Here is a 14,710-nt window from a genome sequence, read left to right as displayed (position 1 = left end):
CGAGGGGAATTTAGCAAGAACCAAGTTAATCGCTGGGGAACGCTTCAGTCACCGCGGCGGCAATTTCCATCACGATCTCCCGAAATGTTGCTAATCGAAACGGCTTTGCTAAAAACCGGGCTCCATAGGGCAACCGCGATTCAATACTAAAGTCTCCTGACATCACGACAAGACGAGCGGTGGGATACATCCGCACCAGATAGTCTAGCAAATGAGTGGCAGGTAAATCGGGCAAGGTCCAATCCATTACAATGATATCCGGGGCCATAGCCAAATTTTCTGACAAGTATATCACATCTTGAGCTGTCGCGAAGGCGCGAGGACAGACATTCACCTCATCAAGGCACGAAACAAGCAAATCCAGCAATGCCTGATTATCATCAATGAGCCAAATATGCATTAGTAAACCCATCCCTTAGGTTCCTAGTTAATTACAACTATATTCCAAATGATTCGGTTTTCACAGTAATATTCCTATTTATTCCAAATAAAATCGGCGGTTGACTGATGCCGTTATTCCCACCACAAAACGTCGTAGGGTTACGCAATTTTGGTAACGGTTTTGTAACAAGTCCCGGGTACACTACTTTCAAACAAAGCCCGAAGAAAATCGTGTCTTGGGTCTTGATTACATACAAAAGGAGATGATTCCTGTGCGTCCTATTACGCGGACCGTTACCGCAGCCGTAGTCGGCTTCGCCGTCGGCGCAGGCGCTGTAAGCGGAGGCCTTTTTGCCTATAACCAACTCAACCCATCGCACCCGCTAGCCAAAGCGGCGAATCAGCCCCCATTTGCTACCGTGGCATCTTACACACCCCCGACATTGCCGCTCGGCCCTGACACCATATCCAATGTGGTGAAACGGGATGGAGATGCGGTCGTCAAAATCGTGGCCACAGTGCCTGAGTCGACGTCTATTTCGTCTTCACCCTATTTTAACCCATTTTTTGGATCTTTGTTTGGCAATAGTTTGCCATCCACAACTCAAGTGCAAACGGACATTGGATCCGGCTTTTTCATCAACAGTCAAGGCGATTTGGTTACGAATGATCATGTCATTCACAACGCCAACAAAATACAAGTGTACGTGCCAGGGTATACAAAACCCTTTACCGCAACACGCGTCGGCACCGACTATCAAGCGGACTTGGCGGTGTTGAAAATCTCGGCGCCTAAGCCTTTGCCATACTTAGTCCTTGGCAATTCGAACAAAACCCCGGTCGGAGCCTGGGCCATTGCCATCGGCAATCCCTATGATTTAAGCCATACGGTGACGGTAGGCGTCATCAGTGCCAAGGGCCGTCCGTTGACGATCGGCAATCGCAACTACCGTAATTTGTTGCAAACATCAGCCGCGATTAACCCGGGCAACAGCGGCGGGCCTTTATTAAACCTAGCAGGGCAAGTCGTGGGCATCAATACCGCGGTCTCCACGCAAGGTCAAGGCATTGGCTTTGCTATCCCCACCTCGACCGTAGAGCAGGTATTGCCCCAGTTGATGAAATATGGCCATGTGAGCCAACCATGGGTAGGCGTGTTTATTGCGACCGACTCTTCAGCCATGGCTAAACAATACAGCTTACCAACCAGCAAAGGGGTTGTCATTGCCTACGTAGAACCCGGCTCTCCCGCCGCGTCGGCCGGCCTCTCAGCAGGAGAAGTCATTACGCAGTTCAACGGGCAAACCGTGACGACCGCCACGCAGCTAAAGAACTTGGTAAGTAAAACCAAAGTGGGACAAAACGTCGCGATCACGGTCAATGACCAAGGAAAGACCATCACCAAAACCGTTACCATCGGCCAAGAACCCAATCGCGCGATCACCCCACCTTCTACGGGATTTAATTTTTAAGGACATCGCCCTTGGTCTTATTCGGCCAAGGGCTTCTCCATTTCTAAACGCGTTACCGTATATCCTTCTCGTTCATAAAGCTTGACCGCATCGTGGTTTTCCGCAGTAACATATAAACGCGCCACCTTAATGCCTTGTTTTAAGACAAACGCCTGGGCAGTATCCATCAACAGCTTGCCCAAGCCGCGGCGCCGGTACGCCTCTTGGAGGTAGACTTGATCCACCGAACCATATGTGCCTTGTAAATCCATACGTATGGCCACCCAAACAAATCCTGCAAAATCCAACCCATCTTCAAGCACAAAAATCCCATTTTCAAAGGGACGTTTAGCAGCCGCCCGCAACCTTTGCGCCTGTTCTGCTAAAAAAGCCGGGGTACAGACAAATCGGGGAAAATTGATTTTATATAAGTCACACTGTGCGTTTAAAACAGCCCGGTAGTCCTGCTGGGGACGGTAGGGACGAATCTGCAATGCCCTCGCCTCGCTTCGTTTTCGCCTTCATTTTATGAAATATTTCGCGCTCGGTGCACAAAATTCCTTCTCATAACAAAAGCCAGCTCCATTTTCTTTGGAGCTGGCCATGGTTCGAATTTAGTAGATGTTAATCCCGTGCGGTCCGTGTGCCAATAATCCAGTACAACACACCCGCCACGATGAAGCTGACGTAATAGGAGATATCGCCTAAATGGGGATAGCGGTTGGCAAAGGCCCCAACATACAACGCCTGATTGAAAAAGGGAATGGAAACCACGATAGCGATAAGCCATGCCCAAAATCCGGGGCGAATGACACGCCTGGGATCATAAAACATATCGGTGTGATAACGTCCGCGCCGCACCACAAAGAAATCCACAAGGACCACCGCTGTCCATGGCGCCAACCAATACGCCAAAAGAAATAAGAAGTTTTCAAAGTCCAAGTAGTAGGAATTACGCGCAATCCACGCCAAAATTCCACCCAGCAACCCCACGAGAATAGCCGCTACCCAACGTTTGAGTGGGATGTTAATCACCAAAGCCGATAAGGAACCTGAATAGATGTTGAGCACATCCGCGGTCACCGTTCCGATAATGACCGCAAACAATGCGACCGGTACCATCCAATGCGGTTGAATACCTGATAAGAGCGAAATTGGATCAGCGCCTGCCGCCGCTTTGGGGAAAATCGTCGCCAAAGCCACGCCAACCAATTCTAACCATACGCCGGCGATAAAGTTTGCCGAAGCCGCGTTAAAAAACACATGGGAAGGGGGAGTCGTTGATGGTAAATAGCGCGTATAGTCGGAGCCAAATACCGTCCACCCTAGCAAATACGACAACGCTAATCCGACGGCTTCGATAATCCCACCGCCGAGTCCGGTGTATTGCCCTAAAACTGACTTGGCATTAAACGGCAATGCATAGTTCGCATGGGCAAAAGCAAAAATCGAAACCCCTACGAAGACAAGGGTCAGCAGTATCGCCATAAACCGTTCTACGGCGTGAATCATGTTGTGACCGTAGACGGCAACAATGACCTGAATTAAGACCATCACCAACAAGGCGACAAAAAAATCCGTATGAAACAGCGCTTCAAAGGCAAAAGCACCAAGAACCGTATTGACGGCAAACCACATTACTCCCGCAATGGCGTTCAAAGCCCCCGGCAAAAAATTGCCAAAAAACCCAAATGGCGCCCGGGAATGAACCATTTGAGGCACGCCCAACCGCGGTCCAAAGGTGGACACTAATCCTAACAAGGTCACGCCCAAAATATTGCCAATAATAAGTCCCAACGCAGCTTGACCAAAACTAAGTCCAAATAGGCTCACCGCAGCCGTTCCCGTAGTCAATGTCGCCAGCTCGACATTGGCACCAAACCACAGCGTAAACACCGAAGACACATGCCCGTGCCGCTCGGTCTCCTCAACATGTTCAATCCCTTTCGGTTCAATCCGAACCACTTCTGTCCCGTACTGAGTTCCTTGCGCACTGCGTTCCGCCATTGTCCACCTCCGCCTATATCTTGCGTCATATGATTCCGAACGATAACAGACGAATTTTATATAAACGTTCGGAATAAGTCAATGCATAGCTTTGTGCACAATTCCCATTTCATGAAGCGATTTGTCCCTACGGCTGTTGACGATAGCCCTTGGAATTTGTTCTACTGCAACATGCATTCATCTTTCATGGAACAAAGAGGAGATGTCGTGAAAGCTTATACCCATGTTTTAGGAGGCGTCAGCGCCGCCTTAATTGTCATGCGTCTGCCAGTTCCCCACCCTGTCACGTGGATCTATAACCGAAGGCCTCTTATCCACGGGTGTTGACGTCATCGATATCGGAGAAGTAACCACTCCGATCTTTTATTTTGCCCGCGTCCACTTTAATATTGACGGGGGGGTCATGATTACCGCGTCGCACAACCCCGCCGAATATAATGGTTTTAAATTGGCCCACGGTCCCGCCACCCTCTATGGAGATGAAATACAAGAAGTGCGCCGCATTTTGGAGGCTGGCGACTTCATCCAAGGCACCGGAAAGCGCACAACAGCCAATCCGGTTCCTGCCTATCTATCCATGCTTAAAGAAAAAATCCAATTAGGCCCCAAGCCTTTACGGGTCGTCGTCGACTGCGGAAATGGAACGCCGAGCTTGTTTGCAAAAGATGTAATGCAAGCCTTTGGTGTCAATGCTGAGTGCCTGTATTGCGAAACCGATCCTACGTTCCCGCATCATCATCCGGATCCCGTTGTCGCCAAAAATTTGACGGACTTGATTGCCAAAGTTAAGGAAACCGAAGCCGATTTAGGCGTGGCATTTGATGGCGACGGCGACCGGATAGGCGTGGTGGACAATACGGGACAAATTATTTGGGGCGATCGCCTGATGATCTTGTATTGGCGTGAAATCTTAGCACGCCATCCCCGTGCCCGTGCCATTGTCGAAGTCAAATGTTCGCAGACGTTAGTCGATGAAATTACACGTTTAGGGGGGCAACCGGAATTTTTCAAGACCGGCCACTCCCTCATTAAAGCGCGCATGCGGGAAATCGGTGCTGTCTTTACCGGCGAGATGTCTGGCCATATGTTTTTCGCTGATGAATATTACGGGTTTGACGATGCCTTCTATGCCGCCGGACGCCTGTTCCGCATTTTATCTCACAGTCCCCAGTCGCTATCCGAGCTCTTAGCAGACGTTCCCTTGAAGCCCGCAACCCCAGAAGTGCGGATTGATTGTCCCGATGATAAAAAATCGGAAGTGGTCTCGACACTGCGCGCCCTCTATCAAAACCGAACAGACGTCAGCGTGATTGATATTGATGGATTGCGTGTCAATTTCCCTCATGGTTGGGGTTTAATTCGCGCATCCAATACCCAACCCGCCCTCGTCGCTCGCGCAGAAGCCGATACAGACCAGCATCTGGAAGAAATTACGAAAGACTTAGAATCACAACTTCGCGCTTTCCCGTATCTTCATGAGATTAATTGGGCTGGCGAATAATCCCATCGTCTCTTCCAGTCCGTTCCCTTTGCTCTAAGGGAACGGATTTTTTTGTGCCCTTTTAGAGGATTTCCGCTTCTTATGTCGAATTTTGTCGAATTGAAAAGGGGGATGACGATGCGTCGCTGGATTGCTCCGCTTATTCAGGGAATATTTTGGATCGCTGTGCCATTTTGGACCATTACCGCGTTAGCAGACGGATTAGCTCATAGCCTTTTTCAACAGCCGCGCCTGCTCTCAGGGGGAGATGACCTTGGCCTTTTAGCGTTGGGTTTGGGGTTCGCAAGCTTTTCATTGACTCGGCGCAAGGCTATTGCCTTGCTAGTCTTGTCCGCTTCTCTGGCAATTGACCTGGTCCCGTGGGCCTTCGCCATTCTGATGGTGGTGGCACTCCTCTATGCACGGTATCATCAGCGGCACCCTTCAGGCCCATTGACGACATTAGGGCGCGTCGTCCCCTGGCATGTCCCCATTCAACTTGATCTGTCTGACCGCTACATGCATTTACACGTCATAGGCCCGACGGGCTCCGGTAAGTCTTCAAGCATACTCATGCCCTTGATTGAACAAGATTTGCGCGCCAGACGGGCTATCACCTTAATCGAGCCCAAAGGAGACTTAAGTTACACAGCCTATCAAGCCGCTTTGCGTCATCACGCCACGGTGATTTACTTTGATCCGCATCGTGCCGACTGCGCACATTATAACCCTTTAAGCGGACCCGCCGACGTGGCCGCTGAAGGATTGTCTTGGGCTCTAAATCAGATAACGGAAGCAGGGCATCCTTTTTACGCGGTGACATCCCGGGTGCTTTTGATGTACAGTGTGATGGCAGTTAAAGAGACATTGGGCGAGCAAGCAGACCTCACCCATGTGTTAGACTTCTTGCGTATGGAAGCCTTTCGCGAAGATATCCTAAGGCAATCCCACGACCTGCGTGTCTTAGCGTATTTTCGCGAGCAGTTAAAGCAAATAGGAGCTCGCACGGCCCAAGAACAGCGCCAAGGCCTCTTAAATCGTCTGGAATTGCTGCTAGTCAATCCTGATATCCGCCGCGTCCTCACGGGTTCTGGCCACTTTGATTGGGACACCGTCCTACGTGATGAAATTTCAGTCATTTGCCCCTTGTCTCTGGCACGGCTAGGCGAATCCGCCAAAGTCATCGGGACTTTGCTATGGCATGGTCTTGCTATGGCCACGTACCGCCGTCTCAAAGCGGGAACAGTTCCGCCATATTTTCTGTACCTCGACGAATTTCACCAATATGTCACCCCCGACCTCAGCGACTACTTGGCTTTAGCTCGCGGCTATTCCGTCGGTTTAGTGCTTGCGCACCAAGATATGGGTCAGCTTTCTCCCCCATTACAAGAAGCGTTGTTGGCCAACGCCCGCCAACGTATGGTGTTAGGAGGCATTCACGCCCATGATGCCGCGATATTTTCGCAGTTGGCCGCGCCCTATCCGCTCCCGCCCACTCTGCGGTATTTGCCTAGAGGCCGAGCCTATGCCCAGCTTACAAAGCACGGACGATTAACACGTCCTTTGCTATTGCAATTGCCCCACATCCCTTTGTCGGAAGAGGTCTTGCCGCATGAATAATCCCCTCACATGGCCATTGGTGCTGGAGACTACCGGCTATCTGTCTTCAAACCAAGCACAGCACTATTTTGACCTAGCCCTCGTGGGCAACGACTGGCCTGCCGATTGCATTCTTTGGAACGATGCGCTATGGACGCGTGCACAGTTTCAACGCGGAGCTCACGCGAAGCACCGCGAACTCATTACGGAAAGCTTTATCCGTCTTTATCCGGTTATCACTCATTGGCAAACCGGGGGCACCCCGTTTGGCTTATTCCCTGATGCTATGATTCGCATGTCCCCCGATGACCTCCCGATTTTAATTGAAGTGGACACAGGTAAAGAAACCGCCAAACAATGGCAATCGAAACTCGCCATGTACAGACTTGAAGCTTTTGCCAATCCCCCGTTCGGCTTATGGGTCATTGCCGCGGGAGGACCACGACGCATCAACCATCTCACCACCTGGGTCAATGACGCGAACTTACCCCTCTCATGGCAAGTCAGCCCGGTTCTCCAATTGCCTGAACCCTTCTGCGTACGCGACAAGGCGCCCATTCCTCCGCGTCTTGCCGCATTGAGTGAACACCCTCGCTACCGTATGTGGCCGGAAGGAACAGAGTTGACGGCCCCCCAAGCGCAGATCCTGTTACGTCAAGGCGCTCAAATTCACGCCAAAGAAATCACCGCCTTGGGCCCATTGTATTATCTGACCTTCTTGTAAAGACCTCAGCGTGTCGAAAAATTATCTCCCTTCAGGGGCAGGATTTTGTCAAGCGTTTGGAGAATTTGAAGAAGCATACGCGGCATTTACGCCGCATTGTCCGTTAATGGCAGCAAGGAGGCGTTTTGGGGAATGCAAATCAAAGGAGACCGCCGCGGATTGCGACTTTTAGCGACAGGATTCACCACGGAAGCGGCACTTATCGAGGATTTAGCCCACACACTGGAAACACGCCAGGAATTTCTAGGGACCACGGGAATCTTTTTGGAAGTAGGAGCGATGGATTTAACCCCATCACTGTTTGAGCAAGTCGCCCAAACCTTTGCCCGCTTCCCAGCCCTGACATTAAAAGGCATTCAGCAGTCTGATACCGCCGTCGTGATTTCGCTAGAGGAAAAGAAGCCGGTTCCGGTGCCACGGATTGTGCGCCATACCATCCGCTCGGGACAACAAATCATGCATACAGGAGACGTGATTATCGTAGGCGATGTCAATCCCGGCGCTACCATTATTGCCTCCGGTGATGTGATGGTTTTTGGTTGGCTACGTGGCACTGTCTATGCCGGACAGCCTCAAGACCGCACCGCAGGGATCTTTGCGCTGAGAATGCAGCCAACCCAAATTAAAATTGGTGACATTATGGCCCTAGGCGATGGGCGCGGGGAGGAGCCAGAATTTGCTCATGTTGAAGAAGGCGCCATCGTCGTACAGCATTGGGCGGATGTGAAACTCCCGGACATCGTCACACAAGAACCGCGGACCCGGCGTGGCACTGAAAAAATTTCACGACTCATTAATAGCTAGCATGACGGCAAATCCAATCGTGTAAGGCATCACGCGTGGATAAAAAATAGAGCTCAGACCAAGGAATTTGAGAAATCGCGAACGGACGCACGTTTAAGGACTCCACAAGCACGTGGGGCCTCTCGTCCGTTATAACGCCTTGGTAGACAATGGTTACTGCCCCAGGGGACGCTTCTCGGTATACGCCCGTTAACGACAATTCTTGGGGAGCCGTAATCCCTAGCTCTTCATGAATTTCCCGGCGCACTGCCTGCCTTGGGGTCTCATCCTCTTCGATATATCCACCAGGCATTGTCCAGTGTCCAAAACCGGGCTGGAGTGCTCGCTTCACTAAGACGATATCACCGCTACGCGTACATAACAGAGCCGCAACCCCTAATCTCACCATGCCATAAGCGACCAACCCGCACTGGGGACACACAAAGCGTACATGTCCGGCCAAGGACATCTTGCGCAACCGTCCTTGACAATTGCCACAATACTTGGGCGTCATAGGACTATTTTCTCTTCATTCATTTGGCTTCCCCCTAGCAATTTGGTACGATAGACATATAACGAAGGGCAGGATCCGACACATGGCCAAATACCGACAATCCAAAATCAAAAGGCAACATCATGTTGTCCGCGAATTGGAGCCTGGTTTGCGCTTTTTGTCCTCTCTGCCGTCGGTCGACGGAGTCATTCCCGGAACCATTAGCCCCAAATCGGGTGGACAAATGGGCTACTCTTTTCAGTACTTTACCCCAAGCGGATTGAAACTAATCGGACGCTCAAGCGGCGCCGCGCAAGAAATTTTCGTGATTAGCGCCCGGCCCCACGACGTTTTGCAAGAACTGCAAGACCATGGTTTTTTGCCAAAACCCGGCTAAGATTTGGCGGGCAAGGCTAATGCCTTGCCTTTGTTATTGCGTCTTTGGCATAATATCGGAAAGACGGGAGGCACATGATGGCAGCGCATGAGGAACTTTTACAAACAGCATTACGAGAACGAGGACTGCGCGTCACCCCTGACCGTCTCCATGTTTTCCGCTTGTTGGAAGCCAGTCCTTTACCCCTATCGATTCCGGCGCTGGTGGAAGAAATTCACGACACGGGAATGAATCAAACGACGGTCTACCGTATTTTAGAACTCTTTACGGCGATGGGCGTCGTGCACCCTGTGCTGATTGGCCATGGTTCGGTCGGTTACGAATTAATTCCGCCTTTCCGCCACCACCATCATCACCTCGTATGCATTGGCTGCAACGAGGTCATTGATTTGTATAATTGCCAACTCGAGCATCGTCTCGACGAGATTGTGAAGCCCTATCAATATAAAATCCTCTATCACGATATCGAAATCCACGGCTTATGTCCCAAATGTCAAGCCAAAGAGGCCGAAGACCCGGGGCCTAGCGCACATTGAGAAAATGATGGGGGCGCAGAAGTGGGCGCAACAAGGCAGTTGCTAAGGCTAAGCCGAGTCCTAGCGCTGCGGCCGCAAACACGGCCGTCAATCCAAAATGCAATCCGGCATTGAAGTTGTTTTTGAGAAACGCGACCATACTCTCGTACACTAAATAGCCTGGTACGAAAGAAATAATCGCGGGAACTACAAAGATGGTGACCGGCTTTTTCTTCCATAGGGCGGCCAATTCTGCCAAGCTGCCTACGACAAAGGCCCCGGCAAAGTCACCCAACAACCCCGCTCCGGGCATCAGATGCACGGCCATGGACGCCGCCCACGCGATAGCTCCTATCACACCGGAAATCCACAGCAAAGAGGCGCGGACCTGATAAAGGAACCCAAAGGCGATCGTGGTCAACCCCGCAAATAGCGATTGCGCAATCATGGCCACCGCCCGCCCATATTCAAGTAGATATAAAGCGTCAAACTCGCCCCTGCCGCCACTGAACCACCTATGAGCAAGGCCTCCAAGAGGCGACTAACCGCCGACACCAAATCCCCGGCAATGCCGTCACGAACAGCTGTTGTAAACAAAAGACCAGGCGTTAAGACCATAATACCGCCCACTAAAATAGCCCCAGGCTGAAATTCGCCAAATCGTGCTAAAAACAATGCCGGCAAGGTTGCCACCACTGCGGCCATCATGTCCCCCAAGTTCGCTGGAATCTGCGTATGACTGATGCCCCGCCGTGTCATCTGCGTGAGTGCCCCACTGACCGCAGCCGGCAGAACATCCACTAAATGGCCCCCCATTAACTGACTGATCAACCCCGCCGCAATCGCCGCAAACACAATCGTAGCCCAGGGGGGATACACCGCCAATTGTCTGGCGGCCTCAAGCCGCTGCCGAAATTCGGCCAAGGGCACCGGATTTTTCGCAACATCCCGCGAAATTTGGTTAATCTCTGCTACAACGGCTAAATTCACCGAGCGATGCTGAATGCGTTTCACTAGGCTTTGGCCATCGGGTCCCGCAACAAAAAGAGCCGTGGGCATGGCCACGACATCCACCGGAGCAATATGATATGCATTGGCCAGCCGTGCCATGGTATCCTCGACACGCGCCACTTCCGCTCCACTTGTCAACATCGCTAAACCCGCTTCAACGATCACCTCGAGAGCGTCTAAAGGCACTGGATGCGGATTCCGTGACAGGTCGTTCGATTGAGTCATGTGACGACAACGCCTCCCGCGTCCGAAAAACCCAGACGTTTGACAAGACAAAGCCAATCACGGTGCCAAAGGGAATAGCAATCAAGTCGGCAATAATGTAATTGATGCCTTGCCCTAGGACCACGCGGTAAATGGCCGTCTGTACCACTAAGCCACCCGCCGACACCAAATTATAGCGTAAAAACCCATGCAGATGAACTGACGCCTTAAAAGTAAACCAAGCATTCAAAACGTAATTGGTGATAATCGACGCTTCCACGGCTAGGACGTACGTTACCGTCGCTTGGTGCGGCCACAGATGATGTAAGACCGCTAGAACTCCTAAATTAACCCCGACCCCGCTCGCCCCAATAATCCCGTAGCGGATAAAGCGCTCAATCATCACCCGATATTTCGCTATGCGCATCGGCACGTTACCGGAGACGCTCATCAGCAGGACGCCGGTCGCCTTCTAAACCGCTTTCCAAGCGCAATTTGCCGACCATCCATAGAGCCTCTGCAAAAATAGCCGGAGACATCTTGCTTTTGCCTTCCCGGCGCTCTTCAAAAATAATGGGCATTTCGGCCACCTTAAATCCTGACCGCACCGCCCGGTATGTCATCTCAATTTGAAATCCATAGCCTGTTGATTCAATTGACTCCAAATTGATGGCCTCAAGAACCCGCCGACTAAAGCACTTGAATCCACCCGTTAAATCCTTAATGTTTACCCCGAGAACGAGACCCGCGTACAGTGAGCCGCCCCGAGAAATCAAACGCCGATACCATGGCCACCGAGTCGCTCCGCCGCCCGGCACATACCGTGAACCCAGCACAACATCCGCTTTTTCCTGAATCATGGTCTGAATGAATGCGGGCAAATACTGTGGGTTATGGGAAAAGTCCGCATCCATCTCGAACAGATAATCATAACCCTTGTTCAAGCCATACCGAAAGCCTGCCAGATACGCGGTCGCTAGTCCTAGCTTGCCTTGACGATGAATCACTTCCACCCGATTAGGATAGACCGTTTTCAGATGATCCGCTAACAATCCGGTACCGTCTGGTGACCCATCATCGATGACGAGCACATCAAACATCTCGCCCTGTTCCATAATCGATTCCATGAGCGGTCCTAGATTGCCTAATTCGTTGTAAGTGGGAAGAATCACTAAGGCACGCATGCATTAGCCTCCTCGTCTTTATGCGATCCAATGCCACGTTGCAAAGATCAGAAAAAATGTCGCTTGCAACATGGGAAAAACCCAATAAAAAAACCGTTGCCAACTCTCGCTCCTCGCTAGTATGCCCATCATCACGAACCCCGGAAACAAAATCAACACGAGTCGCGACATAGACAGCAAGGGACTCTGGCCGTTAATATCCGGAGCCGAGATATCAATAAGTAATAGAATGCCCCAATACGCTAGCCAGTCCACCGGAAACTTTTTCAACCACGCCAATGCCCATAATACAATAAATCCGAGCGCGGCACACAGGTCTATCATACTGAGGATTGTGTCCGGCTGCAATGGACTACCATTCCAGATCGTCTTAAAAGCTAAAATAATGCCCACCCACGGCCAAGAAATTTTTCGACCCCAATATCCTTGCGCTGCAATAAACGCGAGCGGTGAGCCAAAATCTCGCCATTGATACACCATATAAGCGATAATGCCAGCAGGAACCAAGAGCACACTCCATAAGGCTTTACGAATCGTCCACCCATAGCTTTGATAATATGACCACAGCAGAGGAATCACCGTAAATGCCCCTTCGTTGCGTGTCAATCCCGCCAACAACCCAAAAATCCCCGCCGCATAAAATTTTTTCCGGTATGCCAGCCAAAAGACCGCGGTGCTGAAAAACATGTAGATGCCCTCAGTGTACCCTGCGGACATAAAAAAGGCGGTGGGAAACATCACCGCAATCCACACCGAGCGTTTGGCAACGTCAGCCCCAAACACATCGCGGACCAATGCATAAAAAACAAAGGTAAATCCCACTAACCCCATGTTAGAGACAATGAGGGCAGTATCATAAACCGAGAGAAAAGTGATCCAATGCACCAGAGCTATCAAAAACGGGTACATCGGGAAAAATGCCAGGGCTTGAAACCAATAGCCATGCATGGCTATTCCTGTATACCACAAAGCGTCCCAGCGAATGCCCATTAAGACCACGGGATTCGCTGAAACGTTATATTGCGGACTATAATATTTCCATGGCAATCGGGCCAATCCGACCCATCCCGCCAAAATTAACGCAATCCGACTAAATATGAGCAGTTCGATCAGTTCGCGCGCCGTTTTGGCATCGGGCCCCCATGAGGTGACCCATGCACGAACCCGGCTAAAGTTCATGAGGACAACGAATAGGCTTGAGCCTCAAACTGACGCTCCAACACCGTACCAACCCATTGATTTTGAATCGGCAGGTCTAACGCCTTGGCCATTTGTTCCGCCGTTTGCCCGGCCAACCCAAAGCGCATTTTTTGGACACCCCAAGCCCGCGCTTCAATCCATAAATAATTCAACAGCTCGCGCGTATAACGCCCTTGACTCTTGAAATATTTGATATCAATAGCGTCGTTGTTGCGCACACGGTACACCGCAATGGAGTCCACAGCCAAGCGCGCGTCTTGAGGCGCCACCGCAATGCCACCTTCCTCAAACTGATTCTCCAGATCCTCTATAGTCAGAGACTCGGGCACGTACATATCTTTCCCCACCCAAAGAGCACCCGGAAACTGTTGCATAAAGTCCTTGACGCGGTCTTTATCCACCGCCCAGGCCGGGCCCGCATCATGCGGCGGCACGTCAGGAGCTTGAAATCCTTGAAACTCGCCAACGATCCATTGTCCGCTATTTTTAAAGCCAAAATCTTCTTGGAGCACAGTACTCCATAACGTGTCATCTTCTTTAATTAAAGCACGCACAATATGCGCTCCAGCTTTTTGCGCTTCCTTCAGTTGGAAGGCTGCAAATTCCTTATATAGATCCCGGTCTTGCTGGGGGGGTGCCATTCGCACGCTGCCAAGATATCCCTCGTGCCTTTTTGGAAATGTAATGACCGCCGTCCCGACAATAACGTCGTCTTCTAGAGCGAGATATAACCCACCTTGTGCCTGTGTCAAATAGGTGTTGACCTGTTCCGACAAATCATCATGAACCCCTTGCAAAAACTGCTCAACCTTCGCCTGGTCATTTACCGAGGCACGGACATACCTTAACAAACGTGGCCCTCCCTTTCACACCATGTCCTCATTGTAGCGTCTTGGGACATGGACTTCAACCACTTAGGGATTTCCTGGCAAACGATGGTTCAGTTTAATAATATACCATGCCAGATTACGCGCTTGCGAGGGGCTTAATATGCCGGGGTTGGTAGCTGGCATCCGACTCTGAATAAATTGTGCAAGCGCTGACGTATTGGCATATTTCGTGACGGTCACCCCATCGTTAAGAACCGGCGCTCCTCCAGCCCCATCTCCCCCAGGTCCATGGCAAGTTTGGCACAATGACGCAAAAAGCTCTTGGCCTTCCTGAGCCTCTTGCTGCGCCATCACGACATGCGTCGTGACTTGAGTCTCGTCATAGAGCCCAACGCCGGAGGCGGCGATAAGCAAACCCGCTCCCAAAAACGTTATCCAACGCTTAGTCATC

At 51.1% G+C, this 14,710-nt stretch carries 18 protein-coding genes; 7 read left to right on the top strand and 11 right to left on the bottom strand.

Translation table 11 applies throughout. The features are described 5' to 3' along the window. Positions 1 to 25 precede the first annotated feature (25 nt). Positions 26 to 400: a response regulator gene (locus ORD20_RS03165; RefSeq protein ID WP_158246339.1), complete on the bottom strand. Its 375-nt coding sequence runs from the start codon at positions 398 to 400 to the stop codon at positions 26 to 28. Positions 401 to 653: 253 nt separating this feature from the next. Here ORD20_RS03165 and ORD20_RS03160 point away from each other — a divergent pair, with 253 nt between their 5' ends. Next, positions 654 to 1,853 (top strand): S1C family serine protease, encoded by a 1,200-nt coding sequence (locus ORD20_RS03160; protein ID WP_103376204.1) that lies wholly within the window; start codon positions 654 to 656, stop codon positions 1,851 to 1,853. A gap of 17 nt (positions 1,854 to 1,870) precedes the next feature. Here ORD20_RS03160 and ORD20_RS03155 read toward each other — a convergent pair whose 3' ends face one another. Both ORD20_RS03155 and ORD20_RS03150 read right to left on the bottom strand, forming a co-directional pair. Further along, positions 1,871 to 2,326 carry a GNAT family N-acetyltransferase gene (locus ORD20_RS03155; RefSeq protein ID WP_103376205.1) on the bottom strand — a complete coding sequence of 152 codons (456 nt, stop codon included), beginning with the start codon at positions 2,324 to 2,326 and terminating at the stop codon, positions 1,871 to 1,873. 130 nt (positions 2,327 to 2,456) lie between these two features. Further along, a complete protein-coding gene (locus ORD20_RS03150; protein WP_103376206.1) occupies positions 2,457 to 3,839 on the bottom strand; it encodes a purine-cytosine permease family protein in 1,383 nt (460 codons plus the stop codon). A gap of 280 nt (positions 3,840 to 4,119) precedes the next feature. On the opposite strand from ORD20_RS03150, the gene ORD20_RS03145 reads away from it, so the two are divergent. The 4 genes from ORD20_RS03145 (at position 4,120) to ORD20_RS03130 (ending at position 8,446) form a co-directional block, all read left to right on the top strand. Next, the gene (locus tag ORD20_RS03145; RefSeq protein WP_430626673.1) at positions 4,120 to 5,340 is read left to right on the top strand and encodes a phosphomannomutase/phosphoglucomutase; all 1,221 of its coding nucleotides are present in this window, start codon (positions 4,120 to 4,122) and stop codon (positions 5,338 to 5,340) included. Positions 5,341 to 5,457: 117 nt separating this feature from the next. Next, the gene (locus ORD20_RS03140) at positions 5,458 to 6,939 is read left to right on the top strand and encodes a type IV secretory system conjugative DNA transfer family protein (protein WP_158246341.1); all 1,482 of its coding nucleotides are present in this window, start codon (positions 5,458 to 5,460) and stop codon (positions 6,937 to 6,939) included. Further along, entirely contained in the window at positions 6,932 to 7,642 is a 711-nt protein-coding gene (locus ORD20_RS03135) for a hypothetical protein (RefSeq protein ID WP_103376209.1), read from the top strand. Before ORD20_RS03140 ends, ORD20_RS03135 begins: the two co-directional genes overlap by 8 nt. A 132-nt stretch (positions 7,643 to 7,774) precedes the next feature. Next, complete coding sequence (locus ORD20_RS03130; protein WP_103376210.1) at positions 7,775 to 8,446, top strand: septum site-determining protein MinC; 672 nt, start codon at positions 7,775 to 7,777, stop codon at positions 8,444 to 8,446. Here ORD20_RS03130 and ORD20_RS03125 read toward each other — a convergent pair. Beyond that, complete coding sequence (locus ORD20_RS03125; RefSeq protein WP_103376211.1) at positions 8,436 to 8,939, bottom strand: NUDIX hydrolase; 504 nt, start codon at positions 8,937 to 8,939, stop codon at positions 8,436 to 8,438. The two genes, ORD20_RS03130 and ORD20_RS03125, sit on opposite strands and share 11 nt — an antisense overlap. Positions 8,940 to 9,021: 82 nt before the next feature. Between ORD20_RS03125 and ORD20_RS03120 the strand changes: the two genes are divergently transcribed. Then, a complete protein-coding gene (locus ORD20_RS03120; protein WP_103376212.1) occupies positions 9,022 to 9,315 on the top strand; it encodes a DUF2103 domain-containing protein in 294 nt (97 codons plus the stop codon). A gap of 74 nt (positions 9,316 to 9,389) precedes the next feature. Then, positions 9,390 to 9,851, top strand: coding sequence for a Fur family transcriptional regulator (locus ORD20_RS03115; RefSeq protein ID WP_103376213.1), 462 nt, complete (start codon positions 9,390 to 9,392; stop codon positions 9,849 to 9,851). On the opposite strand, the gene ORD20_RS03110 is transcribed toward ORD20_RS03115, so the two are convergent. The 7 genes from ORD20_RS03110 to ORD20_RS03080 all read right to left on the bottom strand — a co-directional run bounded on the left by ORD20_RS03110 (position 9,838) and on the right by ORD20_RS03080 (position 14,709). Then, the gene (locus tag ORD20_RS03110) at positions 9,838 to 10,278 is read right to left on the bottom strand and encodes a threonine/serine exporter family protein (protein WP_173677112.1); all 441 of its coding nucleotides are present in this window, start codon (positions 10,276 to 10,278) and stop codon (positions 9,838 to 9,840) included. The genes ORD20_RS03115 and ORD20_RS03110 overlap by 14 nt on opposite strands. Next, complete coding sequence (locus tag ORD20_RS03105; RefSeq protein ID WP_103376214.1) at positions 10,275 to 11,066, bottom strand: threonine/serine exporter family protein; 792 nt, start codon at positions 11,064 to 11,066, stop codon at positions 10,275 to 10,277. Before ORD20_RS03105 ends, ORD20_RS03110 begins: the two co-directional genes overlap by 4 nt. Beyond that, complete coding sequence (locus ORD20_RS03100; protein ID WP_242968610.1) at positions 10,996 to 11,472, bottom strand: GtrA family protein; 477 nt, start codon at positions 11,470 to 11,472, stop codon at positions 10,996 to 10,998. Before ORD20_RS03100 ends, ORD20_RS03105 begins: the two co-directional genes overlap by 71 nt. A 7-nt stretch (positions 11,473 to 11,479) precedes the next feature. Beyond that, positions 11,480 to 12,229, bottom strand: a complete 750-nt coding sequence (locus ORD20_RS03095; RefSeq protein ID WP_103376216.1) for a polyprenol monophosphomannose synthase — start codon at positions 12,227 to 12,229, stop codon at positions 11,480 to 11,482. An 18-nt stretch (positions 12,230 to 12,247) separates the two neighbouring features. Then, positions 12,248 to 13,408 (bottom strand): hypothetical protein, encoded by a 1,161-nt coding sequence (locus tag ORD20_RS03090; RefSeq protein WP_103376217.1) that lies wholly within the window; start codon positions 13,406 to 13,408, stop codon positions 12,248 to 12,250. Further along, positions 13,405 to 14,280, bottom strand: coding sequence for an N-acetyltransferase (locus ORD20_RS03085; RefSeq protein WP_103376218.1), 876 nt, complete (start codon positions 14,278 to 14,280; stop codon positions 13,405 to 13,407). Before ORD20_RS03085 ends, ORD20_RS03090 begins: the two co-directional genes overlap by 4 nt. A gap of 63 nt (positions 14,281 to 14,343) precedes the next feature. Beyond that, entirely contained in the window at positions 14,344 to 14,709 is a 366-nt protein-coding gene (locus ORD20_RS03080; protein WP_103376219.1) for a c-type cytochrome, read from the bottom strand. Position 14,710 lies beyond the last annotated feature (1 nt).

Origin of the sequence: Sulfobacillus thermotolerans (assembly GCF_039623705.1) — a bacterium.
GTDB lineage: Bacteria > Bacillota > Sulfobacillia > Sulfobacillales > Sulfobacillaceae > Sulfobacillus > Sulfobacillus thermotolerans.
The sequence above is the reverse complement of the archived record's forward strand: the minus strand, read 5'-3'. Positions and strand labels throughout refer to the sequence as shown.

Coding starts and splice junctions, on each gene's coding strand:
- ORD20_RS03165 (WP_158246339.1), bottom strand. CDS start 400: ATGCATATTTGGCTCATTGATGATAATCAGGCATTGCTGGATTTGCTT.
- ORD20_RS03150 (WP_103376206.1), bottom strand. CDS start 3,839: ATGGCGGAACGCAGTGCGCAAGGAACTCAGTACGGGACAGAAGTGGTT.
- ORD20_RS03140 (WP_158246341.1), top strand. CDS start 5,458: ATGCGTCGCTGGATTGCTCCGCTTATTCAGGGAATATTTTGGATCGCT.
- ORD20_RS03135 (WP_103376209.1), top strand. CDS start 6,932: ATGAATAATCCCCTCACATGGCCATTGGTGCTGGAGACTACCGGCTAT.
- ORD20_RS03130 (WP_103376210.1), top strand. CDS start 7,775: ATGCAAATCAAAGGAGACCGCCGCGGATTGCGACTTTTAGCGACAGGA.
- ORD20_RS03125 (WP_103376211.1), bottom strand. CDS start 8,939: ATGACGCCCAAGTATTGTGGCAATTGTCAAGGACGGTTGCGCAAGATG.
- ORD20_RS03120 (WP_103376212.1), top strand. CDS start 9,022: ATGGCCAAATACCGACAATCCAAAATCAAAAGGCAACATCATGTTGTC.
- ORD20_RS03115 (WP_103376213.1), top strand. CDS start 9,390: ATGATGGCAGCGCATGAGGAACTTTTACAAACAGCATTACGAGAACGA.
- ORD20_RS03110 (WP_173677112.1), bottom strand. CDS start 10,278: ATGATTGCGCAATCGCTATTTGCGGGGTTGACCACGATCGCCTTTGGG.
- ORD20_RS03105 (WP_103376214.1), bottom strand. CDS start 11,066: ATGACTCAATCGAACGACCTGTCACGGAATCCGCATCCAGTGCCTTTA.
- ORD20_RS03100 (WP_242968610.1), bottom strand. CDS start 11,472: ATGCGCATAGCGAAATATCGGGTGATGATTGAGCGCTTTATCCGCTAC.
- ORD20_RS03095 (WP_103376216.1), bottom strand. CDS start 12,229: ATGCGTGCCTTAGTGATTCTTCCCACTTACAACGAATTAGGCAATCTA.
- ORD20_RS03090 (WP_103376217.1), bottom strand. CDS start 13,408: ATGAACTTTAGCCGGGTTCGTGCATGGGTCACCTCATGGGGGCCCGAT.
- ORD20_RS03080 (WP_103376219.1), bottom strand. CDS start 14,709: ATGACTAAGCGTTGGATAACGTTTTTGGGAGCGGGTTTGCTTATCGCC.